We start from the raw sequence: 24997 nt of genomic DNA, 5'->3' as shown, positions 1-24997 counted from the left end.
ACCCCCACCAACCCGCTATCGTCAAGCAATTCATCCGATGACTGGACGTAAGCCCCCCGTGACCCCGCTCATCAAACGCAGCCTGGTAGAACAAGCCGTAGACCAGCTCCGCGCGCGCATCGCTCAGGGCACCTGGTCAGTAGGCCAGCGCCTGCCCACCGAACCAGAGCTGGCCAGCGACCTGGGCATAAGCCGCAACACCGTGCGTGAGGCCATGCGCGTTCTGGCTTTCAGCGGCCTGGTGGAAATCCGCCAGGGCGACGGCAGCTACCTGCGCACCGCCGTGGACCCGCTGCAGGCTGTGCAGGTGATGTCGCGCTGCGCCGTCGAACACGCCCGCGAGACCCGCCATATTCTTGAAACACAAGCCATCGGCCTGGCCGCGTCGCGCCGCACCGACGCCGACCTGCAGGCGCTGCGCGAAGCCCTGCAACACAGCGCGCAGCACTACCACGGCGATGTGGATGCCTATGTCGAATGCGACCTGGTCTTCCACCAGCGCCTGGTGGATGCCGCCCACAACCCCGCTTTGAGCGAGCTGTACCGCTACTTTTCCGGCGTGGTCGGCGCGGCCCTGCAGCACAACATGACGACCGTCCCCCGTTGCCAGGCCGTGTTCGACCTGCACGGGCAGATCCTCGACGCCCTCGAACAACGCGATCCGGAGCGGGCCAAGCACCTGAGCCGGACCCTTATCGAATCCTGACCACGAGAAGGCCATGGCCGAACAACTGACCCGCAACACCGCGCCCCGCGAGGCGGACCTCGAAGAACTGCTGATCGACGCCGAGGCCGACGATGAGCAAGTCCAGCAACAGCCCGTGGTGCTGCGCCGGCCCTGGCTGTTGCTGCTGGGCCTGGTGCTGGTGGCGCTGAACCTGCGCCCGGCGCTGTCGAGCATGTCGCCCGTACTTGGGCAGGTGTCCGAAGGGCTGGGGCTCAGTGCATCGCAGGCGGGGCTGCTGACCACCTTGCCGGTGCTGTGCCTGGGGCTTTTCGCGCCGCTGGCGCCGATCCTGGCACGACGCTTCGGCAGCGAACGGGTCATCCTCGGCATCTTGCTGACCCTGGCGCTGGGCATCCTGGTGCGCAGTGCCCTGGGGGCCACCGGCGTGTTCCTCGGCAGCCTGATGGCGGGTGCGAGCATCGGCATCATCGGCGTGCTGCTGCCTGGCATCGTCAAGCGCGATTTCCCACAACATGCAGGCACCCTGACCGGCGTCTACACCATGGCGCTGTGCCTGGGCGCGGCAATGGCCGCGGGTGCCACGGTGCCCTTGACCCGCCACTTCGATGACAGCTGGGCGCTGGGGCTGGGCTTCTGGGTGCTGCCGGCGTTGCTGGCGATGCTGGTGTGGCTACCCCAGTCCCACCAGGGGCATGGCGTGCACAAGGTGGCTTACCGGGTGCAAGGCTTGTGGCGTGATCCGCTGGCATGGCAGGTGACACTGTACATGGGCCTGCAGTCGTCGCTGGCCTACATCGTGTTCGGCTGGTTGCCGTCGATCCTGATCGGCCGTGGGCTGAGCCCCACCGAGGCAGGGCTGGTGCTGTCCGGCTCGGTGATCGTGCAACTGGTCAGTTCGCTGAGCGCGCCATGGCTGGCGACGCGCGGCAAGGATCAGCGCCTGGCCATCGTGGTGGTGATGCTGGTGACCCTGGGCGGGCTGTTCGGCTGCCTGTACGCGCCGCTGGAAGGGCTGTGGGGCTGGGCGATCCTGTTGGGGCTGGGCCAGGGCGGCACCTTTGCCCTGGCGTTGACCTTGATCGTGCTGCGCTCCAAGGACGCCCATGTGGCGGCCAATCTTTCGAGCATGGCCCAGGGGGTCGGCTACACCCTGGCCTCCATGGGGCCGTTCGCGGTGGGGCTGGTGCATGACCTGACCGGGGGCTGGGGCGCGGTGGGCTGGATCTTCGCGGTACTGGGGATCGGCGCCATTGCGTTCGGGCTGGGTGCCGGGCGTGCGTTGCATGTGGGTGTGGTCAGCGAGCGGGTCTGAGGTCTGCTGGCAGCTGGTTCGGGCTTCGGCACCATTCATGGCGCAAATGGCTGTGGCGCCAAAGCCGGGCCCGGACTATCTTGCGCTTCTCGAGCCCAAGCACGGATAACCGCCAATGAGCGATGCCAACAGCGCCCTGATCACCCGTTTCTACCAGGCCTTCCAGCGCCTGGACGCCGAGGCCATGGTGGCCTGCTACAGCGACGACATCGTTTTCAGCGATCCGGTCTTCGGCACCTTGCGCGGGCAGGATGCCGGGGACATGTGGCGCATGCTCACCCGCCGCGCCAAGGATTTCACCCTGACCTTCGACAATGTGCGCAGTGACGAACGCGGCGGCGGCGCGCATTGGGTGGCAACCTATCTGTTCAGCCAGACCGGGCGGGTGGTGGTCAACGATATCCAGGCGCGCTTCGTGATCCGTGACGGGCTGATCTGCCAGCACGACGATACCTTCGACCTGTGGCGCTGGTCGCGGCAGGCCCTGGGCATGCCGGGCGTGCTGCTGGGCTGGTCGCCGATGGTGCAGAACAAGGTGCGCCAGCAGGCGTTCAAGGGGCTTCGCGCATTCCAGCAGGCGCGCTGAGGCGTTAAGCTGGCGGCCTTCTTCCGTTGCACCGAACCGAGCCGTGAGCGAAACAGCGCCTTCCCCCGACTGCAAACCCTGGTACGTCTATCTGGTGCGTGCCGCCAATGGCTCGCTGTACTGCGGTATCAGCGACGATCCGCAGCGGCGCTTCATCAAGCACCAGAAAGGGCAGGGCGCGCGGTATTTCAAGACCAGCCCGGCGCAGGCGCTGGTGTATGTGGAGCAGTGGCCGGACAAAGGCGAGGCGCTGCGCCAGGAGCGTTTGGTGAAGAAGCTGCGCAAGGCGGCGAAGGAGGCGTTGGTGGCCTCCTATATTGGTGTCGCCACGGCCCCATGACACGTTGCGGCGCCTTGGCCATGCATACCCTTGGCGCCGCATAGCCTCGCGATATTTCTAGTGCTTCATGCCGAGTTCGGCATCATCCATCAGCGCCTTGGCCAGGGCGCTCAGGTAATACGACGCCCAGAGCAGCTGGGGCTTTTCTTCCATGATCCCGGTGATGGTCAGGTCGCGTACGCAGCCCATCAGTTCCGAGGCCTGGTCGCGGGCGTGCTGGCAGGGGATGCCGGGCTCGATGCAGAACAGCGGGTCGGTCATGCCTTCGCCCTGGTAGAACTTGGTCTTGCCGGCGGTGGTGGGGGTGTTGTCTGTGGTCATGGTTGTTCTCCCTGAAATGGTCGGTGCCTGTGCGGGCGCCATCGCGGGGCAAGCCCGCTCCCACGCCAGGACTTCGCAGTACTTGGCTGCGTGTGAGCGGGCTTGCCCCGCGATTGGGCTTAATGCAACGTTGGCGCTTGCGCCGGCATCTGTACCTGGATCAACGCCGCTTCGAGCAACACACGCAGCGACTCCATCTCATGCATCGACGCCATCATCAGCACGGCAGCCGGCGACCTGGGTTTTAGCTGCACGGCATGATGGGCCACGGTCAAGGCGCACAGGGCGTACTCGGTGGCCTGGATGAGGGTGTCTTCAAGGGAATGAGGGTTGTGGGGTGGATCGGGAACGATCTTAAGCATGGTCAAGGTCCTGTTCGTGGATAGGGACCACCACCGGTTGCTGTCAAACAAGAAGGTGGCAGCTGTACATGGGTTGACAGACCGGTGAACAAGACCAGAAACCGGCGCACACGAGGTGCCCCACGCACAGCCGCCATAAAGCAGCGCCATGCGGTTTTGTTCGGAGCGGCCTGTCAAAGCCGGTCGCTGAATGTGCAGCGACCGTCCGAGACTAGAGGCCAACCCAGAGCACCGCAATGGCTTGAAAGGGGTTGGAAGTATGTTTGGGAAATGGACTACAGGGAATGGGGAAAGTCTTATAAACAGACGATCTGTCCCAGGTCGCCGGAGGGCGCAATGCGCCCCCGACCCTGTCAGTCCTTGCGCCGTTTCAGCTGATCGATCAGCTGGGTCGGCAGGCCTTTGATGACCAGCGTCCCAGCTTCTTCGTCATACTCGACCTTCGAGCCGAGCAGGTGCGCCTCGAAGCTGATCGACAACCCCTCGGCACGCCCGGTGAAGCGGCGGAACTGGTTGAGGGTGCGTTTGTCGGCCGGGATCTCCGGCGACAGCCCATAGTCGCTGTTGCGGATATGGTCGAAGAACGCCTCGGGGCGGTCTTCGTCGATCAGGCTGGAGAGCTCTTCCAGCGTTACCGGCTCGCCCAGCTTGGTCTGGGTGGTGGCGTAGTCGACCAGGGTCTGGGTCTTCTCGCGGGCGGATTCTTCCGGCAGGTCCTCTTTCTCGACAAAGTCGCTGAAGGCCTTGAGCAGGGTGCGGGTCTCGCCCGGGCCATCCACGCCTTCCTGGCAGCCGATGAAATCGCGGAAGTAATCCGAGACTTTCTTGCCGTTCTTGCCCTTGATGAACGAGATGTACTGCTTGGAGTTCTGGTTGTTCTTCCACTCGGACAGGTTGACCCGCGCCGCCAGGTGTAGCTGGCCCAGGTCCAGGTGACGCGACGGCGTGACATCGAGTTCGGCGTTCACGGCCACGCCTTCACTGTGGTGCAGCAGGGCGATGGCCAGGTATTCGGTCATGCCTTGCTGGTAATGGGCGAACAACACGTGGCCGCCGGTGGACAGGTTGGACTCTTCCATCAGCTTCTGCAGGTGCTCGACGGCCACGCGGCTGAAGGTGGCGAAATCTTTCTCCTCGTCCTGGTACTGCTTGAGCCAGCCGCTGAACGGATAGGCCCCGGACTCGCCGTGGAAGAAGCCCCAGGCTTTGCCTTGCTTGGCGTTGTAGCTGTCGTTGAGGTCGGCCAGCAGGTTCTCGATGGCGTCGGAGGCCGCCAGTTCGCTGTCGCGAGCATGGAGCACGGCGGGGCTGCCATCGGGCTTCTTGTCGATCAGGTGAACGATGCAATGACGGATTGGCATGGAATTCTCGGTGATAGGAGCGGTGAAAAGCCGCGCTGCAAAAGGCGTTCAGTTTAACCCAGGGCGAGGGTGGTGCAGTGGCCAGATGTTGGCGTATATGTCGGTTGTTCGTTTTTTGTTCAAATATTTGCGATTTTTCTGAAAACCCCCGAAAAACCTGAACAAAAACGCGGTCGGCAGCGGATATTTATCGATTCCTGTGGTAGCTTTGCGCGGTCTTGCGCCCCTTGGGTGGCGCATTGCTGGCAGATCGCTTGCGCGGTGTCGAACCAAACGCCGATTTGCGTATCTACATACGCGATCGACGCGGCCTCTGGATTGTCCCGGGCTGGCCCGACCACCGACCAAGCACGCTGCACAACCACTGAATTTGATAGGGAAGGAACACCACCATGGCACTGACCAAAGACCAACTGATTGCCGATATCGCTGAAGCCATCGACGCGCCGAAAACCACCGCGCGTAACGCCCTGGAGCAACTGGGCCAGATCGTCGCCGACCAACTGGAAAACGGCGCCGAAATCACCCTGCCAGGCATCGGCAAACTGAAAGTCACCGAGCGTCCTGCCCGTACCGGCCGCAACCCTTCGACTGGCGCTGCCATCGAAATCGCTGCCAAGAAAGTCGTCAAGTTCGTTCCAGCCAAAGTGCTGACCGACTCGATCAACAAGTAATTGTTGATTTGACGAAACCGCGCCCGGCTTGCCCGGGCGCGGTTTTTTCATGCCCGTGATTTACGCAAGGCGTGCCATTGCTGGCGTGCGCCATCGTCCTGGAAGCTCCAGGCGACCATGCGGCTCTGCTTCTGCCCCTGGCCCATCTCGATGATGCGCAGGGCCTTCACCCCGGCCTTTTTCAAGGCTGCCTCGATACCCGGCAGGTTGCTGGCCTTGGACACCAGGCTGGTGAACCACAGCACCTGGGCCGCGTACTGCGCGCTTTCGGCGACCAACTGGGCGACGAAGCGGATCTCGCCACCTTCGCACCACAGCTCATTGTTCTGCCCGCCGAAATTCAGCACCGGCAGCTTGCGCTTGGGGTCCTGCTTGCCGAGGTTCTTCCATTTGCGCTGGCTGCCGCGGGTCGCTTCCTCGCGCGAGGCGTGGAAGGGCGGGTTGCACAGGGTCAGGTCGAAGCGCTCGTCGGCCTGCAGCAGGCCGCTGAGGATGTGCTTGCGATCCGCTTGCAGGCGCAGGCCGATGGCCTTGTCGAGCTTGTTGGCCTGGACGATGGCCTTGGCCGAGGCCAGTGCCACGCTGTCGATGTCGGAGCCGGTGAAGCGCCAGCGGTAGTCGCTGTGCCCGAGCAGGGGGTAGATGCAGTTGGCGCCGACGCCGATATCCAGGGCGTGCACCTGGGCGCCGCGGGGGATTTCGCCGCCGTTGTCTTCGCCCAGCAGGTCGGCCAGCACATGGATGTAGTCGGCGCGGCCGGGGATCGGCGGGCACAGGTAGTCGGCGGGGATGTCCCAGTGCTGGATGCCGTACTGGGCCTTGAGCAGGGCGCGGTTGAACACCCGCACGGCTTCAGGGTTGGCGAAGTCGATGCTGGGTTTGCCGTAGGGGTTGGTGATGGTGAAGCGGGCCAGGTCCGGATGCGCCTTGATCAGGGCGGGGAAGTCGTAGCGGCCCTGGTGGCGGTTGCGCGGATGCAGGGTGGGTTTCTGGGTCATGGTGGGGTCCTGAAAAAGCATCGCCGGCAAGCCGGCTCCCACAGGATAGTGCAGTACCTGTGGGAGCCGGCTTGCCGGCGATGGGCTGCGAAGCAGCCCCCTATGGCTTCACGTTTGAATTACAGCGCAGCAATCCGCGCATGCTGTTCGGTGAAGTTGGCCAGGGCCTGCTCCGATTCGGCCAGCTTGGCGCGTTCCTTCTCGATCACCGCAGGCGGGGCCTTGTCGACGAAGGCGGCGTTGGACAGCTTGCCGCCGACGCGCTGGACTTCACCTTGCAAGCGCTGGATCTCCTTGCTCAGGCGCGCAAGCTCGGCGTCCTTGTCGATCAGACCGGCCATCGGCACCAGCACTTGCAGGTCACCCACCAGGGCGGTGGCCGACAGCGGTGCTTCGTCCTGCTCGCCGAGCACGGTGAACGACTCGACCTTGGCCAGCTTCTTCAGCAGCGCTTCGTTTTCCTGCAGACGACGCTGGTCGTCGGCGTTGGCGTTTTTCAGGAACAGCGGCAGCGGCTTGCCCGGGCCGATGTTCATCTCGGCGCGGATGTTGCGCAGGCCGACCATCAGTTCCTTGAGCCACTCGATGTCGCCTTCGGCGGCGGCGTCGATGCGGCTCTCGTTCGCTTCAGGCCATGGCTGCAGCATGATGGTCTTGCCGTCGATGCCGGCCAGCGGCGCGATGCGCTGCCAGATCTCTTCGGTGATGAACGGCATGAACGGGTGGGCCAGGCGCAGCGCCACTTCCAGCACGCGCACCAGGGTGCGACGGGTGCCACGGGCGCGCTCGACCGGGGCGTTCTCGTCCCACAGCACCGGCTTGGACAGCTCCAGGTACCAGTCGCAGTACTGGTTCCAGATGAACTCGTACAGCGCCTGGCTGGCCAGGTCGAAGCGGAACTGCTCGAGCTGGCGGGTCACCTCGGCTTCGGTACGCTGCAGCTGCGAGATGATCCAGCGGTCGGCCAGCGACAGCTCGTAGGCCTCGCCGTTCTGGCCGCAGTCCTCGCCCTTGTCCAGCACGTAGCGGGCGGCGTTCCAGATCTTGTTGCAGAAGTTGCGGTAGCCTTCGACGCGGCCCATGTCGAACTTGATGTCACGACCGGTGGAAGCCAGCGAGCAGAAGGTGAAGCGCAGGGCGTCGGTGCCGTAGCTGGCGATGCCTTCGGGGAACTCGGCCTTGGTCTGCTTGGCGATCTTCTCGGCGAGCTTGGGCTGCATCATGCCGCTGGTGCGTTTTTCCAGCAGGGCGTCGAGGGTGATGCCGTCGACGATGTCCAGCGGGTCGAGGACGTTGCCCTTGGACTTGGACATCTTCTGCCCCTGGCCATCACGCACCAGGCCGTGCACGTAGACGGTCTTGAACGGTACCTGCGGGGTGCCGTCCTCGTTCTTGATCAGGTGCATGGTCAGCATGATCATCCGGGCGACCCAGAAGAAGATGATGTCAAAGCCTGTGACCAGCACGTCGGTGGAGTGGAACTTCTTCAGGAACTCGGTCTGTTCCGGCCAGCCCAGGGTGGAGAAGGTCCACAGGCCCGAGCTGAACCAGGTGTCGAGCACGTCGTCGTCCTGGCGCAGCTTCACATCGCTGCCCAGGTTGTGCTTGGCGCGCACTTCGGCCTCGTCGCGGCCAACATAGACCTGGCCGGCCTCGTCGTACCAGGCCGGGATGCGGTGGCCCCACCACAGCTGGCGGCTGATGCACCAGTCCTGGATGTCGCGCATCCAGGAGAAGTACATGTTCTCGTACTGCTTGGGCACGAACTGGATGCGGCCGTCTTCGACGGCGGCGATGGCAGGCTCGGCCAGCGGCTTGGTGGAGACGTACCACTGGTCGGTCAGCCATGGCTCGATGACGGTGCCGGAGCGGTCGCCTTTCGGCACCTTCAGGGCGTGGTCGTCGATGCTGACCAGCAGGCCTTGGGCGTCCAGGTCGGCAACCATCTGCTTGCGCGCGACGAAGCGGTCGAGGCCGGCGTACTGGGCTGGCAGCGAGGTGTCGAGCTGCTCGTTGACGCTGCCATCGAGGTTGAACGCCTGCACCGCAGCCAGCACGGTGGCGTTCTTGTCGAAGATGTTCAGCAGCGGCAGGTTGTGGCGCTTGCCCACTTCGTAGTCGTTGAAGTCGTGGGCCGGGGTGATCTTTACGCAGCCGGTGCCGAATTCGGGGTCGCAGTAGTCATCGGCGACGATCGGGATGAGGCGGCCGACCAGCGGCAGTTTGACGAACTTGCCGATCAGGGCCTGGTAGCGCTCGTCGGTCGGATTGACGGCAACGGCGACGTCGCCGAGCAGGGTTTCCGGACGGGTGGTGGCAACCACCAGGTGGTCCTTGCCGTCGGCGGTCTTGGCGCCGTCGGCCAGCGGATAGCGCAGGTTCCACAGGTGGCCCTTCTCGTCGTGGTTTTCCACTTCGAGGTCGGAGATCGCCGTGTGCAGCTTGGTGTCCCAGTTGACCAGGCGCTTGCCGCGGTAGATCAGGCCGTCTTCGTGCAGGCGCACGAAGGCTTCCTTGACCGCCTCGGACAGGCCGTCGTCCATGGTGAAGCGCTCGCGGCTCCAGTCCACCGACGAGCCCAGGCGGCGGATCTGGCGGCTGATGTTGCCGCCCGACTGGTCCTTCCACTCCCAGACTTTCTCCAGGAATTGCTCACGACCCAGGTCATGGCGGTTCTGGCCCTTGGCCTCGAGCTGGCGCTCGACCAGCATCTGGGTGGCGATACCGGCGTGGTCGGTGCCCGGCTGCCACAGGGTGTCGCGCCCTTGCATGCGGCGGAAACGGATCAGGGCGTCCATGATCGCGTTGTTGAAGCCGTGGCCCATGTGCAGGCTGCCGGTCACGTTCGGCGGCGGGATCATGATGGTGTAGGACTCGCCTGCACCTTGTGGGGCGAAATAGTTCTCGGACTCCCAGGTGTTGTACCAGGAAGTTTCGATGGCGTGCGGCTGGTAGGTCTTATCCATGCGCGGCGGGACCCTTAGGCATTAATTCGGGAAAGCCGGGAAGTATAACCAAGCTGCGCGTTTCAAGACAGGTGTAGCGGGCAAGCCCGCTGGTGGGAGCGGGCTTGCCCCGCGATGCGGACGAAGGGTTACTCGGAACGCTTGAGCAACCGCTCCAGCCGCGCGTCGAGGCGGCGCTTGATCTCGGTCTCGATGTGCGGGGTGAAGTCGTTGATCACGTCTTGCATGATCGACTGCGCCGCGGCGCGCAGTTCGGCGTCCAGGTGCAGCAAGGTGTCCTGTCGGCGGGTCTGGGCATCCTCTTCAGGTGCCGGAGTCGGTGCCGGCGCTGCGGCGGCGACGGGCGCTGTGGCGCTCGGCTCGTCGAGCAGCAGGGGGATCTGCTCCACGGTTTCGGTGAGCAGGGGCGGTTGCAGGTCGGCGTCGCCCAGCAGCTCGCGGATCGACTCCAGGTCGTCGAGCAGGTGGGCGGAATGGGTGAGGGAGTTCAGCTGCTTGTCCATCGTCGTCAGAGTCGCTGTAAGCGGTGGTCTTGCAGAGCATAGCCCTGTTCGCGGTAGAAACGGAACCGTTCACGAGCGGCCAGGCGGATGGCCGGCTCCTCGACGACGATTTCGGCAACCCGTTCGAACTGGCCGACGAAGGCCGGGACGTCGCCGCCCAGGTTGATCAGCAGGTCACGGTGTTGGCCAGCATCGGCGCCGACACCCAGCGCGACAACGGCGTCCGGGTGCTGTTCGGCATGGTCGTGGGGCAAGAAGGCCTCGCCCTTGAACTGCCACAGGCGCAGGTCGAGTTCGCTGCGCTGCGCCTCGTCCTGGCAGTGCAGATAGACCCGGTGGCCGAGGCGCCAGGCCTTTTCGCACAGCTTGCAGGCGAAATCCAGGCGCACCGACAGCGAGTCGCTGGGCAGGATGTAGAAATCGACTTTGCTCATGGTTTCAGTGCCGGCCGGTGGCGCGGGGGCGCCACCGGCCATGCGCCATCAGGCGCCGGCGCGGTCCAGCAGGTACTGGGTGAGCAGCGGTACCGGGCGGCCCGAGGCGCCCTTGTCCTTGCCGCCGCTGATCCAGGCGGTGCCGGCGATGTCCAGGTGCGCCCAGTGGTAGGCCTTGGCGAAGCGCGACAGGAAGCAGCCGGCGGTGATGGTGCCGGCCTTCGGGCCACCGATGTTGGCGATGTCGGCGAACGGGCTGTCCAGCTGCTCCTGGTACTCATCGAACAGCGGCAGTTGCCAGGCGCGGTCGTCGGCGCGCTTGCCTGCATCGAGCAGTTGGCCGACCAGCGCGTCGTCATTGCCCATCAGGCCGGAGGTGTGGCTGCCCAGGGCGACGATGCAGGCGCCGGTCAGGGTGGCGATGTCGATCACCGCCTGCGGCTTGAAGCGTTCGGCGTAGGTGAGGGTGTCGCACAGCACCAGACGGCCTTCGGCGTCGGTATTGAGGATCTCGACGGTCTGCCCGCTCATGGTGGTGACGATGTCGCCGGGGCGGGTGGCGCCGCCGCTCGGCATGTTCTCGGCGCAGGCCAGCAGGCACACCAGGTTGATCGGCAGCTGCAGCTCGAGCACGGCGCGCAGGGTGCCGAACACGCTGGCGGCGCCGCACATGTCGTACTTCATCTCGTCCATGCCGGCACCGGGTTTGAGGCTGATGCCGCCGGTGTCGAAGGTGATGCCCTTGCCGACCAGCACGAACGGTTTTTCGCTCTTCTTGCCGCCCTGGTAGTTGAGCACGATCAGCCGCGGTGGCTGGTCGCTGCCCTGGCCCACGGCGTAGAACGCGCCCATGCCCAGGTCCTTGATCTTCTTCTCGTCCAGCACCTCGACCTTGAGGCCCTTGTGCGCCTTGCCCAGGTCCTTGGCCTGTTCGGCGAGGAAGCTCGGGTGGCAGACATTCGGCGGCAGGTTGCCCAGGTCGCGGGTGAAGGCCATGCCGGTGGCGATGGCGCTGGCATGCTTGACGGCGCGCTCGGCTTCGGGCTGGCCGGCCTTGGCGGTGAGCAGGGTGACTTTCTTCAGGGCGCGCGGTTCGGCCTTCTGGCTCTTGTAACGGTCGAACACGTAGTTGCCGTCGAGCAGGGTCTCGGCCAGCAGGCGGTATTTGCCGTAGTGGCCATCGCGGCCGGTAACGGCGATGTCGTCCAGGGCCAGCACGGCGTCGCCGCCACCCAGGCCTTTGAGCACGCCGGCGATGCTGGCCACCAGCTTGCGCCAGGCGCGGTCGCCGAGGGCTTCGTCCTTGCCGCTGCCGACCAGCAGCACGCGCTCGGCCTTCAGGCCCGGCAGGCTGTGCAGGAGCAGGGTCTGGCCCGGCTTGCCGGCCAGGTCGCCGCGCTTGAGCAGCGCGCTGATGGCGCCTTCGGTGGCCTGGTCGACGGCCTTGGCGGTGGCGCCGAGCTTGCGGCCTTCACCGACGGGTACGACCAACGTCGCGGTCTTGACGGATACAGCGGCTACGCTTTTTACAACCAATTCCATGTCTGGGGTCCCCGAATGATCTGTCTGTCAGTGGGCGCTGTCTTTCGCAGGCGCTCGGAATTCGCGGCTGACGGGCGCTGCCTGTCAGCGGAAAAGCTGCCAGTTTGAGCCCGCCGCGACCACGATGACAACCCCGATATGTGCCATGCTGCGCGGCCAAGTGACAGGCGCCGTCAATCACAGGATAATGCGCGCACTTTTACATGGAGGTTCGCCTTGGCGAACCGGCATTGGTCTTGGCTGTCCGAATCGTTCGTCTGGCTTTGAGCCCCTGACAACCCAGGAGTGTCTGGTTTGATCGTCTTTCGTTATCTGTCCCGCGAGGTCCTTGTGACCTTGAGCGCCGTCAGCGCTGTGCTGCTGGTGATCATCATGAGCGGGCGCTTCATCAAGTACCTGGCCCAGGCGGCCCAAGGCATGCTCGACCCGGGCGTGCTGTTCATGATCATGGGGTTCCGCCTGCCGGGCTTCCTGCAACTGATCCTGCCGCTGGGGCTGTTCCTCGGTATTCTGCTTGCCTATGGCCGGTTGTATCTCGAAAGCGAGATGACCGTGCTCTCGGCCACTGGCATGAGCCAGCAGCGCCTGCTGGCCGTGACCATGGTGCCGGCGGCACTGGTCGCCTTGCTGGTGGCCTGGCTGAGCCTGAGCCTGGCCCCCCTGGGGGTTGCCCAGGTGCAGAAGATCATCGCCCAGCAAGACACCCTGACCGAGTTCGACACCCTGGTGCCGGGCCGTTTCCAGACCCTGCGCGATGGCTCGCGGGTGACCTACACCGAGCAGCTGTCCGATGACCGTATCAACCTGGCGGGCGTGTTCATCTCCGAGAAGCGCTTCAACCAGGACAAGACCAAGGACCGCGCGCCTTCGGTCCTGGTCGCCGAGAAGGGCCACCAGGAAGTGCAGGCCGACGGCAACCGCTACCTGGTGCTGCAGAACGGTTACCGCTACGACGGCAATCCCGGCCAGGCCGACTACCGTGCCATCAAGTACGACACCTATGGCGTGCTACTGCCAAAGCCGGAGGTCGCCGAGGAGGTGACCGAGCGCGAGGCCATCCCGACCTCCGACCTGTTCGGGCATCAGGGGCTGCGTGAGCGTGCCGAGCTGCAATGGCGCCTGTCGTTGCCGCTGCTGGTGTTCGTGGTCACCTTGCTGGCGGTGCCGCTGTCGCGCGTCAACCCGCGCCAGGGCCGCTTCCTCAAGCTGCTGCCGGCGATTCTCCTGTACATGGCCTATCTGACAATGCTGATTTCCGTGCGTGGCGCCCTGGAGAAGGGCAAGTTGCCTCTCTCGCTGGGTATCTGGTGGGTCCATGGCCTGTTCCTGCTCATCGGCCTGGCGCTGATGTACTGGGAGCCGCTGCGTCTCAAGCGCGCCGCTCGCCGTGCGGAGGTGGCCCGTGGTTAAACTGGATCGCTACATCGGCCAGAGCGTGCTGCTGGCCATTCTCGCCGTGCTGGGCATCATCCTCGGCCTGGCCTCGTTGTTCGCCTTCATCGATGAGATGGGCGACCTGAGCGACACCTACACGGTCATGGACGCCAGCAGCTTCGTGCTGCTCACCGCGCCGCGCCGGCTCTACGACATGCTGCCGATGGCGGCGCTGATCGGCTGCCTGATCGGCCTGGGCAGCCTGGCCAGCAGCAGCGAGCTGACCATCATGCGCGCCGCCGGCGTGTCCATCGGTCGCATCGTCTGGGCGGTGATGAAGCCGATGCTGGTGCTGATGCTGGTCGGCTTGCTGATCGGCGAATACGTGGCCCCGGTGACCGAGAACAAGGCCCAGGCTGACCGTTCGCTGGCCCAGGGCGGAGGCGAGGCGCAAAGCTCCAAGCGCGGCATGTGGCACCGCCAGGGCGAGGAATTCGTGCACATCAACTCGGTGCAGCCCAATGGCCTGCTGCTGGGTGTGACCCGCTACCGGTTCGACAGCGAGCGCAAGATCCAGACCTCCAGCTTCGCCCGCCGGGCGCAGTACGTCGATGGCAAATGGATGCTCAACGACGTGGCCACCACCTACTTCCGCGGTGACCATACCGAAGTGGTCAAGAGCCCCGAAGAGGTGTGGGACGTGTCGGTGACCCCTGAGCTGCTCAACACCGTGGTGCTGGCACCGGAGTCGCTGTCGATCACCGGGCTGTGGGACTACATCCACTACCTGTCCGATCAGGGGCTGAACAACGCGCGCTACTGGCTGGCGTTCTGGACCAAGGTCCTGCAGCCAGTGGTCACCGCAGCACTGGTGCTGATGGCGATTTCGTTCATCTTCGGTCCGCTGCGTTCGGTCACCCTGGGCCAGCGCGTGTTCACTGGTGTGCTGGTGGGCTTCGTGTTCCGCATTGCCGGGGAGCTGTTGGGCCCATCGAGCCAGGTGTTTGGCTTCCCGCCGTTGCTGGCGGTGGTGATCCCGGCCGGCATCTGTGCGCTGGCGGGCTTGTGGTTGATGCGCCGGGCGGGTTGATGGCCTGAGCTGCATAAAGAAGCCGACCCTTGGGTCGGCTTTTTTGCGGGTGCTTTTCGCAAGCCTGATGCCCGCGCAGCTCACTTCTTGCGCTTGGGCAGGCGTACCAGCTGGGTCTCGGAATAGATGTCGTGCCAGCTGCGTTTACGTTTGTCGAACAACGACCAGATGAAACCCAGCCCCAGGCACAGCCACGACGCGATCGACACCACGAAACGCAGCAACGCCTGCCAGAGGCTGATGGCGCTGCCATCGGCGTTCTGCACGCGCATGCCCCACACCTGCATGCCGAGGGTCTGGCCGCCATGGGTCCAGAACTTGGCGAAGAAGCCGAACAGGGCGAACAGCAGGATCGTCGACAGCAGTGGGTCGCCGTCCAGGGCGCCGGCCTCGGTCAGCTCGCGCATGCGCGCCTCGCCGATGATCGCCATCTGGATCATCTTGTACGCGCCGGCAGTCACTATCAGCAGGGCAGTGCACAGCAGGAAGTCGTAGAACATCGCGGCCAGGCGACGGCCCAGGCCGACCGGCGGGAAATCACCCTGGGGGTTGAGCAATGGCTTGGACATGCATGACAGCTCCAGATGGCAAAGGCCCATTCTATGGAATTGCGCGCACAAAAAAGCCCCTGTGCGTCAACACAGGGGCTTTTTATCGGAAGATCAGCCTTCGGCCTGGACTTCGTCAGCCTGCATGCCTTTCTGGCCCTGGACGGCCACGAAGGTCACTTTCTGGCCTTCTTTCAGGCTCTTGAAGCCGTTGCCTTGGATGGCGCGGAAGTGCACGAACAGATCCGGACCGCTTTCTGGGGTGATGAAGCCGTAACCTTTTTCGTCATTGAACCACTTGACGGTACCGTTCTGACGCTCAGCCATTGTCTTATTTCCTATGAAGCTTAAATATTGATGACAGTTTCTTTCACACTTTTTGTAAGTGAAAGACTACTGGGCTGGGTTGCAGGAAAGTAAGAGACGTCGAACGGGTTGTAGCAGATTGCGGCTACTGGCCCAGGTCACGAACTGTTGCGACCCATGCAAACACAGTGCAGTGACTCTACGCCAACTGCCGAACGAAAAACAAGCCCTCGCGACGGGTGAAAATCAGGCTTTTCCCGATCACCGAACGATTTGTCGGAAACGCCGTGGCGCCTGGCCTGGCGCTATGTTCAGAAGTTATTGGACAGGTTCGAAAACGAATATGTCGAACCCGTCCAACCCACTCATTCAGCCACGGTAGTAACGTTGCGCCACGAAAGGCATTTTGCTGACTTTCATGGCAACTTGCTTGCCGCGCACCATTGCAAACAGCGCAGTGTCCAGGGTGGCGTGTTCGTTATCGACATAGCCCATTGTGACCGGCGCGCCGAGCGTCGGGCCGAAGCCGCCGCTGCACACCTCGCCGACCACCTTGCCTGCCGCGTCGACGATCTGCGCGCCTTCACGCACCGGGGTGCGCTCCTGGGGCAGCAGGCCGACACGCTTGCGTGCCACGCCTGCCTGTTGCTGGGCAAACACGGTCTCGGCGCCCGGGAAACCACCGGCACGCGCGCCGTCGGCCCGACGCACCTTGGAAATGGCCCACAGCAGGCTGGCCTCGATCGGCGTGGTGGTGGTGTCCATGTCGTGACCGTACAGGCACAGGCCGGCTTCCAGGCGCAGTGAGTCGCGTGCGCCAAGGCCGATTGGCTGTACCTCTGGCTCGGCCAGCAGACCGCGCGCCAGCGCTTCGGCCTTGTCGGCCGGCACGGAGATCTCGAATCCGTCCTCACCGGTGTAGCCCGAGCGGCTGACATAGCAGTCGGCACCGAGCAGTTGAACAGGCTGGAACTGCATGAATGTCATCTTCGACACCGCAGGTGCCAGGCGCTCCAGCACCTTGACCGCAGCCGGGCCTTGCAGGGCCAGCAGGGCGCGTTCCTCGAACAGCGGCTGGATCTCGCAGCGGCTGCCGATGTGCTGGCGCAGGTGGGCCAGGTCTTGGTCCTTGCAGGCGGCGTTCACCACCAGGAACAGGGTGTCGTTGCCGAGGTTGGCGACCATCAGGTCGTCGAGAATGCCGCCCTCGGCATTGGTGAACATGGCATAGCGCTGCATGCCTACCGGCAGGTCGATGATGTCCACCGGCACCAGGGTTTCCAGGGCCTTGGCGGCGTCGTTGCCGCGCAGGATGATCTGGCCCATGTGCGAAACGTCGAACAGGCCGGCCTGCTCGCGGGTGTGCAGGTGCTCCTTGAGCACGCCCAAGGGGTATTGCACGGGCATGTCGTAGCCGGCGAACGGCACCATGCGCGCGCCCAGTTCCAGGTGCAGGGCGTGCAGCGGGGTCTTGTGCAGTGTTTCGGACATCGGTGACTCCTCGGTTTTTATTCGGGTCAACATTCGATGATGTTGACGGCCAGACCGCCGCGGGCGGTCTCTTTGTATTTGCTTTTCATGTCGGCGCCGGTCTGGCGCATGGTACGGATGACCTTGTCGAGGGAAACGTAGTGCTGCCCGTCGCCGCGCAGGGCCATGCGCACCGCGTTGATCGCCTTTACCGAGCCCATGGCGTTGCGCTCGATGCAGGGCACCTGGACCAGCCCGCCAATGGGGTCGCAGGTCAGGCCCAGGTTGTGTTCCATGCCGATCTCGGCGGCGTTCTCCACTTGCTGCGGGGTACCGCCCATCACTTCGCACAGGGCGCCTGCGGCCATGGAGCAGGCCACGCCGACCTCCCCCTGGCAGCCCACCTCGGCCCCGGAGATCGATGCGTTCTCCTTGTAGAGAATGCCGATCGCCGCGGCAGTGAGCAGGAAGCGCACCACCCCGTCCTCGTTGGCGCCGGGCACGAAGCGCATGTAGTAGTGCAGCACCGCGGGGACAATGCCGGCCGCGCCATTGGTCGGTGCCGTGACCACGCGACCGCCGTAGGCGTTTTCCTCGTTCACCGCCAGGGCGTACAGGTTGACCCAGTCGAGCACCGACAGCGCATCACGCAGGCTGGCTTCCGGATGCCGGCTGAGCTGGCGGTACAACGCCGGAGCCCGGCGCTTGACCTTCAGCCCGCCAGGCAGGATGCCTTCGTGCCGGCAACCGGCCTCCACACAGTCCTGCATCACCTGCCAGATGCGCAGCAAGCCGGCACGGGTCTCGGCTTCGGGGCGCCAGGCGGCCTCGTTGGCCAGCATCACCTGGCTGAACGGCAGGTGCTGCGCGGTGCAGTGGCCGAGCAATTCCTTGCCGGTCTTGAAAGGGTAGGGCAGTACGGTGCTGTCCTCGACGATGCGGTCATGGCCCGCCGCATCCTCGTCGACCACGAAGCCACCGCCCACCGAGTAGTACTCGCGGCTGCGGATCTGCAGGCCGGCGGCATCGAAGGCGCGGAAGATCATGCCGTTGGGGTGGTAGGCCAGCGGTTTGCGGATCATCGCCAGGTGCTGCTTTTCGACGAAGGCGATGTCGTGCTCACCGAGCAGGCTGAGCCGACCGCTTTCACGAATGGCTTGCAGGCGTGCGGGGATGGCTTCGGTATCGACGGTGTCCGGATGCTCGCCTTCCAGGCCAAGCAGCACGGCCTTGTCGCTGCCGTGGCCCTTGCCGGTGGCACCGAGCGAGCCATACAGCTCGGCCTTGACCGTGGCCGTGCTGGCCAGCAGGCCATCACGACGCAAGCCTTCGGCGAAGCGCGCGGCGGCACGCATCGGGCCGACCGTGTGCGAGCTGGAGGGGCCGATGCCGATCTTGAACAGGTCGAAGACGCTCAAAGACATGCTGCTTCCTCCTGATGATGGCCAGTAAGCCCATTGGGGCTGCTACGCAGCCCATCGCCGGCAAGCCGGCTCCCACAGATTAGCGCTGAACCTGTGGGAGCCGGCTTGCCGGCGATGGGGCGCGCAGCGGCCCCACCCGATCAGACGTCCTGGTAGCTCTCGATCGACGGGCAGGCGCAGACCAGGTTGCGGTCGCCGAACACGTTGTCGACCCGGCCAACCGGCGGCCAATACTTGCCTTCCACCAGGCTCGGCAGTGGGTACACCGCCTGCTCGCGGCTGTAGCCATGGACCCATTCGCCGGCCAGCTCCGCCGCGGTGTGCGGGGCGTTCTTCAGCGGGTTGTCGTCCTTGTCCAGGCTGCCGTTCTCGACCGCGCGAATCTCTTCACGGATCTGGATCATGGCGTTGCAGAAGCGATCCAGTTCCTCTTTCGACTCGCTTTCGGTCGGTTCGATCATCAGCGTGCCGGCCACCGGGAAGGACATGGTCGGGGCATGGAAGCCGAAGTCGATCAGGCGCTTGGCGACATCGTCGACACTGATGCCGCTGGTGTCCTTGAGCGGACGCAGGTCGAGGATGCACTCGTGCGCCACCAGGCCGTTGCCGCCGGTGTACAGCACAGGATAGTGCTCTTCCAGGCGGCGGGCGATGTAGTTGGCGTTGAGGATCGCCATCTGCGAGGCGCGCTTGAGGCCCGCGCCACCCATCATGCGAATGTACATCCAGGTGATCGGCAGGATGCTGGCGCTGCCGAACGGTGCGGCGCATACCGCGCCCTGGGTGTTTTCCAGCTGGGCATGGCCCGGCAGGAACGGCGCCAGGTGCGCCTTGACGCCGATCGGGCCGACGCCCGGGCCGCCACCGCCGTGGGGGATGCAGAAGGTCTTGTGCAGGTTCAGGTGCGAGACGTCGCCGCCGAACTTGCCGGGGGCGCACAGGCCGACCATGGCGTTCATGTTGGCGCCGTCGATGTACACCTGGCCGCCGTTGTCGTGGATGATCGCGCAGATCTCGCCGATGGCTTCCTCGAACACGCCGTGGGTCGACGGGTAGGTGATCATGATCGCTGCCAGGCGTTCGCGGTGTTCGATGGCCTTGGCGCGCAGGTCGTCGATATCGACGTTGCCGCGTGCGTCGCAGGCGGTCACCACCACGCGCATGCCGGCCATGTGCGCGGTGGCCGGGTTGGTGCCGTGGGCCGAGGACGGGATCAGGCAGATGTCGCGGTGGCTGTCGCCACGGCTGCGGTGGTAGGCGCGGATCGCCAGGAGGCCTGCGTACTCGCCTTGGGAACCGGCGTTGGGCTGCAGCGACACGGCGTCATAGCCGGTGGCGGCGCAGAGCATGGCTTCCAGCTCGCTGGTCATCTGCAGGTAGCCCTGGCTTTGCGCGGCCGGGGCGAACGGGTGCAGGTTGCCGAACTCGGCCCAGGTCACCGGGATCATCTCGCTGGCGGCGTTGAGCTTCATGGTGCACGAGCCCAGCGGGATCATGCTGCGATCCAGGGCCAGGTCCTTGTCGGCCAGGCGGCGCAGGTAGCGCATCAGCTCGGTTTCGCTGTGGTAGCGGTTGAACACCGGGTGCTCGAGGATCGCCGACTGGCGCAGCAGGCCGGCCGGCAGGCGCACGGCGACCGTGTTGGCCAGGGCGGTGAAGTCAGGGCTGGCCTGGCCGTTGGCGAACAGCTGCCACAGGGCCTCGACATCGGCCTGGGTGCTGGTTTCGTCCAGCGACAGGCCCAGCTGGGCGGCGTCGACCTGGCGCAGGTTGATGCCCTGGGCGCGGGCCTTGTCGTGCAGCGCGCCGGTGCTGTCACCGGTGGCCAGGGTCAGGGTGTCGAAGAAATCACCGGTGACGACCTTGATGCCCAGCTTGATCAGGCCGGTAGCGAGGATCGCGGTCAGCGCATGGGTGCGCTCGGCAATGCGCTTGAGGCCGGCAGGGCCGTGGTACACGGCGTACATGCTGGCGATGTTGGCCAGCAGCACCTGGGCGGTGCAGATGTTGCTGGTGGCCTTCTCGCGGCGGATGTGCTGCTCGCGGGTCTGCATGGCCAAGCGCAGGGCTGGCTTGCCGAAGCGGTCGATCGATACCCCGACCAGACGGCCCGGCATGTCGCGCTTGAAGGCGTCGCGGGTGGCGAAGTAGGCCGCGTGCGGGCCACCGAAGCCCAGCGGCACGCCGAAGCGCTGGGCGCTGCCGATGGCCACGTCGGCGTCGAACTCGCCCGGCGGGGTGAGCAGGGTCAGGGCCAGCAGGTCGGCGGCCACGGCCACCAGGGCGCCTGCGCCGTGCAAGCGCTGCACCACCTCGCGGTAGTCGAACACGTCACCGTTGCTGGCCGGGTACTGCAGCAGGGCGCCAAAGAAGGCGCTGACGTCGCCCAGTTCGCGCTCGTCGCCCACCACCACCTCGATGCCCAGGGGTTCTGCGCGGGTGCGCAGCACGTCGAGGGTCTGCGGGTGGCAGTGCACGGAGGCGAAGAAGGCATGGCTGGCCTTGTTCTTCGACAGGCGCTTGCAGAAGGTCATGGCTTCTGCGGCGGCGGTGGCTTCGTCGAGCAGGGAGGCGTTGGCGATCGGCAGGCCGGTGAGGTCGCTGATCAGGGTCTGGAAGTTCAGCAGCGCTTCCAGGCGGCCTTGGGAAATCTCCGGCTGGTACGGGGTGTAGGCGGTGTACCAGGCCGGGTTCTCCAGCAGGTTGCGCAGGATCGGTGCCGGGGTGTGGGTGTTGTAGTACCCCTGGCCGATGTAGCTCTTGAACAGCTGGTTCTTGCCGGCGATGGCTTTCAATGCGGCGAGGGCATCGGCCTCGCTCTGCCCGTCGTGGCTGCCCAGCACGCTAGTGCCCTTGATGCTGTCGGGGATGACCGCGGCGGTCATGGCTTCCAGCGAGTCGAAGCCCAGGGTCGTGAGCATGGCCTGCTCGTCAGCGGCGCGTGGGCCGATGTGGCGGGCGATGAATTCGTTGGCGGTGCCGAGGTTGATGGTCATGGTGATTCCTCAGGCGTCGTCGTTGGCTTTGAGCAGGCGGTCGTAGGCATTCTGGTCGAGCAGGGCTTCGACTTCAGCCATGTCGGCAGGCTTGAAGCGGAAGAACCAGCCTTCGCCCAGCGGGTCTTCGTTGACCAGCTCGGGGCTATCGTTGAGGCCTTCGTTGACCGCGACCACTTCACCGGTCAGTGGCATGTATACGCCGCTGGCGGCCTTGACCGACTCCACGGTGGAGGCTTCGGCGCCCTTGTCGTACTGCTGCAGCTCCGGCAGTTGCACATAGACCACATCACCCAAGGCGTTCTGGGCGTAGGCGGTGATGCCCACGGTGACGCTGCCATCGGCTTCGACGCGCAGCCATTCGTGATCTTCGGTGAAACGCAACTCGCTCATGGGAATTCCTCGGGAAGCAGGGGCGTTGGGCGCGGTAGGTTCCGCGCTCTTAAGGTTGGAATTCCCTTAGCAATAATACGGCCAGTCTTAAAAATCCTTATAAATCAATTAGTTAGTTTGTGAATGCAATCGATTTGTCATTTCTGTGGAATGAAATCGATACAGGAGGAGGGTGATTCAAAAGCATTGTGGGATCAAACCCTTGTGCACAGGCACCCAGATGGATGTGTAGCGAATTCGGTACAATGTAATGATTTCAATACGATCTGCTTCCGGGGGCAAGACTGGTCCGGCGAAGCGGCATCAGGCCTTGTTTGGAATACCGTACTTGCGCAAGCGCTGGGCTATCGCGGTATGCGAGGTTTGCAAGCGCCCCGCCAACTGCCGCGTCGAGGGATAGCTGGCATACAGGCGTTGCAGCAACTCCCGCTCGAAATCCCCCACTGCCTGTTCCAGGCTCGCTACCTCGCCATCCTGCCCCCGTGCCACCGAGGTGCCGGCAATGTCCAGATCGCCGATATCCACCACATTGCTTTCACAGATGGCCGCGGCGCGGAAGATCACGTTCTGCAACTGGCGCACGTTGCCAGGCCAAGGGTTGGCCAGTAATGCCGGGTGTGTAGCGGGTGCGAGCCGGCAGGGCGGGCGCTGGATCTGGGTGCAGGCCTGCTGCATGAAAAATTGCGCCAGCGACAGGATGTCCTGGCCGCGCTCGCGCAGTGGCGGCACCTGCAGGTTGAGCACGTTGAGGCGGTAGAACAGGTCTTCACGGAAGGTGCCTTCGGCGACCATGCGCTCGAGGTCGCGGTGGGTGGCGCTGATGATGCGCACATCCACCTTCACCTCGCGGTCGCCGCCGACGCGGCGGAAGCTGCCGTCGCTGAGGAAGCGCAGCAGCTTGGCCTGCAGGTACGGCGACATCTCGCCGATCTCGTCGAGGAACACCGTGCCCTGGTTGGCCAGCTCCATCAGCCCGGGCTTGCCGCCGCGCTGCGCGCCGGTGAAGGCGCCGGGGGCGTAGCCGAACAGCTCGCTCTCGGCCAGGCTCTCGGGCAGTGCCGCGCAGTTGAGGGCGAGAAACGGCGCGGCATGGCGGCTGCTGATGGCGTGGCAGGCGCGCGCCACCAGCTCTTTGCCGGTGCCGGTTTCGCCATTGACCAGCAGCGGCGCGTCGAGGGCCGCCACGCGCAGGGCGCGGGCCTTGAGGGTGCGGATCGCCGGGGAGTCGCCGAGCATGGCGTCGAAGCCTTCGGCGTGGTCGTGGTGCAGGGCCGACAGGCGCTCGCCCATACGGTTGGGCGGGTACAGCGTCAGCAGGCCGCCGGCATGGGTGATTGGCGTGGCGTCGAGCAGCAGGCTCTGGCCGTTCAACTGCATTTCGCGCATGGGCAGGTGGAAATTGTTGTCCAGCAGGGCCTGGAGCAGGTCGGGGTCGCCGAACAGCTCGCCCACCGAACGCCCGGCGGACTCACGCCCGCACAGGGCGATCAGCGCCGGGTTGGCCAGCAGCACCTTGCCGGCACTGTCCACCGCCAGCACCGGGTCGCTCATGGCGGCGAGCAGGGCGTCGAGTTGCAGGTGCCGGCGTTGGCCGGGGAGGATGTCGACCACTTCCACCGATTGCACGCCGCGTACCTCGAACAGCGCGTCGTGCAGCTCTTCGAGCACGGCGGGGCTCAGGGTCGGGGCGTCGATGTAGACGTTCGGCGGGACCATCTCCACGGCATCGAGGTTGAGGTTGCGGGCGCCGAGCAGGGCCAGGACTTCCTGGGTGATGCCGACGCGGTCGATGAAGCTGACGTGGATGCGCATGGGGAGATCGGGGCAGTGGCCAAGCGAGTGCGCCAGTATGCCTTGGGAAGGGCGCTAAACCCAATCGCGGGCAAGCCCGCTGCCACGAAGCCCCGCGATTGGACTCAGCCCAGATGCTCAGGCTTGATCGAATCGCCTGATTTCACATCGAGCTTCTGGCGAATGTCTTCGAACATGTAGTCGTAGAGCTTGTGTGGCGAACCGAGACTCTCGAACTTCTTCGGCGCTGGCAGGTACGACTGGGCCTTGCGGCTCAACTGCATCAGAAAGCTGGGCAGCACCTGGTCCTTGGCCAGGAAGAACTTCTCATCGACGGGCTTGCCCTCGATGTGGCCATGCATGCGGAACTGGATGCCGCGGCCTTCGCTGGGATCCGACACGGCCTCGTAGTCGATGCACAGGTCGTAGCTGTGGTCGTTGGTGTTCAGCGCGGTGCGCTCGATATGCACGTGACCGGGTTGATACTGGGCCATGGCGAGGTCCTCCGGAAGGTTGAAAACGGCCGGTGCCAGGCACCGGCCAACTGCGTTCAACGGTAGCTGATTCCCGGCTTGGCGGTGGAAACGCGGGTACCGGCGGTGCCTTTGACGATGTCCTCGATGTTCTCCAGCGAGCTGATGACCGCGACCTTGCCGGTATGCCGGGCGAAATCGCAGGCGGCCTGCACCTTCGGCCCCATGGAGCCGGCGGCAAAGCCCAGCTTCTCGAGCTCGTCGGGGTGCGCCTGGGCGATGGCTTTTTGTGTCGGCTTGCCAAAATCGATGTACGCCGCATCGACGTCGGTGGCGATGATCAGCAGGTCGGCTTCCAGCTGTTCGGCCAGCAGCGCCGAGCACAGGTCCTTGTCGATCACCGCCTCGATGCCCTTGAGCTTGCGGTTTTCGTCGTACATGGTGGGGATGCCGCCGCCGCCGGCGCAGATCACGATGCTGCTTTTTTCCAGCAGCCACTTGATCGGGCGGATCTCGAAGATGCGCTTGGGTTTCGGACTGGCCACCACCCGGCGGTACTTGTCGCCGTCGGGCTTGACCACCCAGCCTTTGTCCTTGGCCAGGCGCTCGGCCTCGTCCTTGGCGTACACGGGGCCGATGAACTTGGTCGGGTCCTTGAACGCCGGGTCGTTGGCGTCCACTTCAACCTGGGTGAGCAGCGTGGCGAACGGCACCTCGAAGTCCAGCAGGTTGCCCAGTTCCTGTTCGATCATATAGCCGATCATGCCTTCGGTCTCGGCACCGAGGACGTCCAGCGGGTAGGCTTCGTCCGGCTTGTACGACAGCCCCTGCAACGACAGCAGGCCGACCTGCGGCCCGTTGCCGTGGGCAATGACCAGTTCGTTGCCGGGATGGATCTTGGCGATCTGTTCGGTGGCGGTGCGGATATTGGCGCGCTGGTTGTCGGCGGTCATCGGCTCGCCGCGGCGCAGTAGGGCGTTGCCGCCCAATGCAACAACGATACGCATGGGGAATGTCCTTTGCGATTTAGGGTGAGCGCCTCATT

24 protein-coding genes are annotated in these 24997 nt (G+C 64.7%); 7 read left to right on the top strand and 17 right to left on the bottom strand.

Annotation, left to right across the window (positions count from 1 at the left end; all coding sequences use genetic code 11):
- The first annotated feature begins 58 nt into the window (after positions 1-58).
- From AC3WL2_RS15500 to AC3WL2_RS15485, 4 genes are all read left to right on the top strand, one after another.
- Entirely contained in the window at positions 59-706 is a 648-nt protein-coding gene (locus AC3WL2_RS15500) for a FadR/GntR family transcriptional regulator (RefSeq protein WP_250888372.1), read from the top strand.
- A gap of 13 nt (positions 707-719) precedes the next feature.
- Positions 720-2000: a CynX/NimT family MFS transporter gene (locus AC3WL2_RS15495; RefSeq protein ID WP_102685473.1), complete on the top strand. Its 1281-nt coding sequence runs from the start codon at positions 720-722 to the stop codon at positions 1998-2000.
- A 115-nt stretch (positions 2001-2115) separates the two neighbouring features.
- The gene (locus AC3WL2_RS15490; RefSeq protein ID WP_102685472.1) at positions 2116-2586 is read left to right on the top strand and encodes a nuclear transport factor 2 family protein; all 471 of its coding nucleotides are present in this window, start codon (positions 2116-2118) and stop codon (positions 2584-2586) included.
- 43 nt (positions 2587-2629) lie between these two features.
- Positions 2630-2926, top strand: a complete 297-nt coding sequence (locus AC3WL2_RS15485) for a GIY-YIG nuclease family protein (protein WP_102685471.1) — start codon at positions 2630-2632, stop codon at positions 2924-2926.
- 57 nt (positions 2927-2983) lie between these two features.
- On the opposite strand, the gene AC3WL2_RS15480 is transcribed toward AC3WL2_RS15485, so the two are convergent.
- From AC3WL2_RS15480 to yejK, 3 genes are all read right to left on the bottom strand, one after another.
- Entirely contained in the window at positions 2984-3247 is a 264-nt protein-coding gene (locus AC3WL2_RS15480; protein ID WP_102685470.1) for a DUF3077 domain-containing protein, read from the bottom strand.
- Between the two features lie 119 nt (positions 3248-3366).
- Positions 3367-3609, bottom strand: a complete 243-nt coding sequence (locus tag AC3WL2_RS15475; RefSeq protein ID WP_046854291.1) for a hypothetical protein — start codon at positions 3607-3609, stop codon at positions 3367-3369.
- Positions 3610-3962: 353 nt separating this feature from the next.
- A complete protein-coding gene (gene yejK, locus AC3WL2_RS15470) occupies positions 3963-4970 on the bottom strand; it encodes a nucleoid-associated protein YejK (RefSeq protein ID WP_046854292.1) in 1008 nt (335 codons plus the stop codon).
- 392 nt (positions 4971-5362) lie between these two features.
- Here yejK and AC3WL2_RS15465 point away from each other — a divergent pair, with 392 nt between their 5' ends.
- Positions 5363-5644 carry an HU family DNA-binding protein gene (locus tag AC3WL2_RS15465; RefSeq protein WP_004882926.1) on the top strand — a complete coding sequence of 94 codons (282 nt, stop codon included), beginning with the start codon at positions 5363-5365 and terminating at the stop codon, positions 5642-5644.
- A 47-nt stretch (positions 5645-5691) separates the two neighbouring features.
- Here the strand turns inward: AC3WL2_RS15465 and rlmF are convergent, their stop codons facing one another.
- The 5 genes from rlmF to AC3WL2_RS15440 all read right to left on the bottom strand — a co-directional run bounded on the left by rlmF (position 5692) and on the right by AC3WL2_RS15440 (position 12087).
- Positions 5692-6642: a 23S rRNA (adenine(1618)-N(6))-methyltransferase RlmF gene (rlmF, locus tag AC3WL2_RS15460; RefSeq protein WP_102685469.1), complete on the bottom strand. Its 951-nt coding sequence runs from the start codon at positions 6640-6642 to the stop codon at positions 5692-5694.
- Between the two features lie 119 nt (positions 6643-6761).
- Complete coding sequence (locus tag AC3WL2_RS15455; protein ID WP_102682970.1) at positions 6762-9608, bottom strand: valine--tRNA ligase; 2847 nt, start codon at positions 9606-9608, stop codon at positions 6762-6764.
- Positions 9609-9736: 128 nt separating this feature from the next.
- Positions 9737-10111, bottom strand: a complete 375-nt coding sequence (locus AC3WL2_RS15450; protein WP_102682969.1) for a DNA polymerase III subunit chi — start codon at positions 10109-10111, stop codon at positions 9737-9739.
- Between the two features lie 5 nt (positions 10112-10116).
- Positions 10117-10545, bottom strand: a complete 429-nt coding sequence (locus AC3WL2_RS15445) for a DNA polymerase III subunit chi (protein WP_102682976.1) — start codon at positions 10543-10545, stop codon at positions 10117-10119.
- 48 nt (positions 10546-10593) lie between these two features.
- A complete protein-coding gene (locus tag AC3WL2_RS15440; RefSeq protein ID WP_102682968.1) occupies positions 10594-12087 on the bottom strand; it encodes a leucyl aminopeptidase in 1494 nt (497 codons plus the stop codon).
- Positions 12088-12381: 294 nt separating this feature from the next.
- On the opposite strand from AC3WL2_RS15440, the gene lptF reads away from it, so the two are divergent.
- Positions 12382-13497 carry an LPS export ABC transporter permease LptF gene (lptF, locus tag AC3WL2_RS15435; RefSeq protein ID WP_102682966.1) on the top strand — a complete coding sequence of 372 codons (1116 nt, stop codon included), beginning with the start codon at positions 12382-12384 and terminating at the stop codon, positions 13495-13497.
- Positions 13490-14551 carry an LPS export ABC transporter permease LptG gene (gene lptG, locus AC3WL2_RS15430; protein ID WP_023632477.1) on the top strand — a complete coding sequence of 354 codons (1062 nt, stop codon included), beginning with the start codon at positions 13490-13492 and terminating at the stop codon, positions 14549-14551. The genes lptF and lptG overlap by 8 nt, the downstream gene beginning before the upstream one ends.
- Before the next feature lie 80 nt (positions 14552-14631).
- On the opposite strand, the gene AC3WL2_RS15425 is transcribed toward lptG, so the two are convergent.
- From AC3WL2_RS15425 to arcC, 9 genes are all read right to left on the bottom strand, one after another.
- Entirely contained in the window at positions 14632-15120 is a 489-nt protein-coding gene (locus AC3WL2_RS15425) for an RDD family protein (RefSeq protein ID WP_046854298.1), read from the bottom strand.
- Positions 15121-15213: 93 nt separating this feature from the next.
- A complete protein-coding gene (locus AC3WL2_RS15420) occupies positions 15214-15426 on the bottom strand; it encodes a cold-shock protein (RefSeq protein WP_046854299.1) in 213 nt (70 codons plus the stop codon).
- A 348-nt stretch (positions 15427-15774) separates the two neighbouring features.
- The gene (gcvT, locus tag AC3WL2_RS15415) at positions 15775-16896 is read right to left on the bottom strand and encodes a glycine cleavage system aminomethyltransferase GcvT (RefSeq protein WP_102682965.1); all 1122 of its coding nucleotides are present in this window, start codon (positions 16894-16896) and stop codon (positions 15775-15777) included.
- Positions 16897-16922: 26 nt separating this feature from the next.
- Positions 16923-18299 (bottom strand): L-serine ammonia-lyase, encoded by a 1377-nt coding sequence (locus AC3WL2_RS15410; protein WP_102682964.1) that lies wholly within the window; start codon positions 18297-18299, stop codon positions 16923-16925.
- 140 nt (positions 18300-18439) lie between these two features.
- On the bottom strand, positions 18440-21295 hold the full coding sequence (gcvP, locus tag AC3WL2_RS15405; RefSeq protein WP_102682963.1) for an aminomethyl-transferring glycine dehydrogenase: 2856 nt from the start codon (positions 21293-21295) through the stop codon (positions 18440-18442).
- A 9-nt stretch (positions 21296-21304) separates the two neighbouring features.
- Positions 21305-21688, bottom strand: coding sequence for a glycine cleavage system protein GcvH (gcvH, locus tag AC3WL2_RS15400; protein WP_102682962.1), 384 nt, complete (start codon positions 21686-21688; stop codon positions 21305-21307).
- 303 nt (positions 21689-21991) lie between these two features.
- Positions 21992-23500, bottom strand: coding sequence for a transcriptional regulator GcsR (gene gcsR / locus AC3WL2_RS15395; protein WP_102682961.1), 1509 nt, complete (start codon positions 23498-23500; stop codon positions 21992-21994).
- 104 nt (positions 23501-23604) lie between these two features.
- Complete coding sequence (locus AC3WL2_RS15390) at positions 23605-23973, bottom strand: DUF5064 family protein (RefSeq protein ID WP_102682960.1); 369 nt, start codon at positions 23971-23973, stop codon at positions 23605-23607.
- 56 nt (positions 23974-24029) lie between these two features.
- Complete coding sequence (arcC, locus tag AC3WL2_RS15385) at positions 24030-24959, bottom strand: carbamate kinase (RefSeq protein ID WP_102682959.1); 930 nt, start codon at positions 24957-24959, stop codon at positions 24030-24032.
- Positions 24960-24997 lie beyond the last annotated feature (38 nt).

The sequence above is a fragment of the Pseudomonas sp. FW305-96 genome (assembly GCF_058783825.1).
Note: the sequence above shows the minus strand (reverse complement) of the source record. Positions and strands in the feature narration are given on the sequence as shown.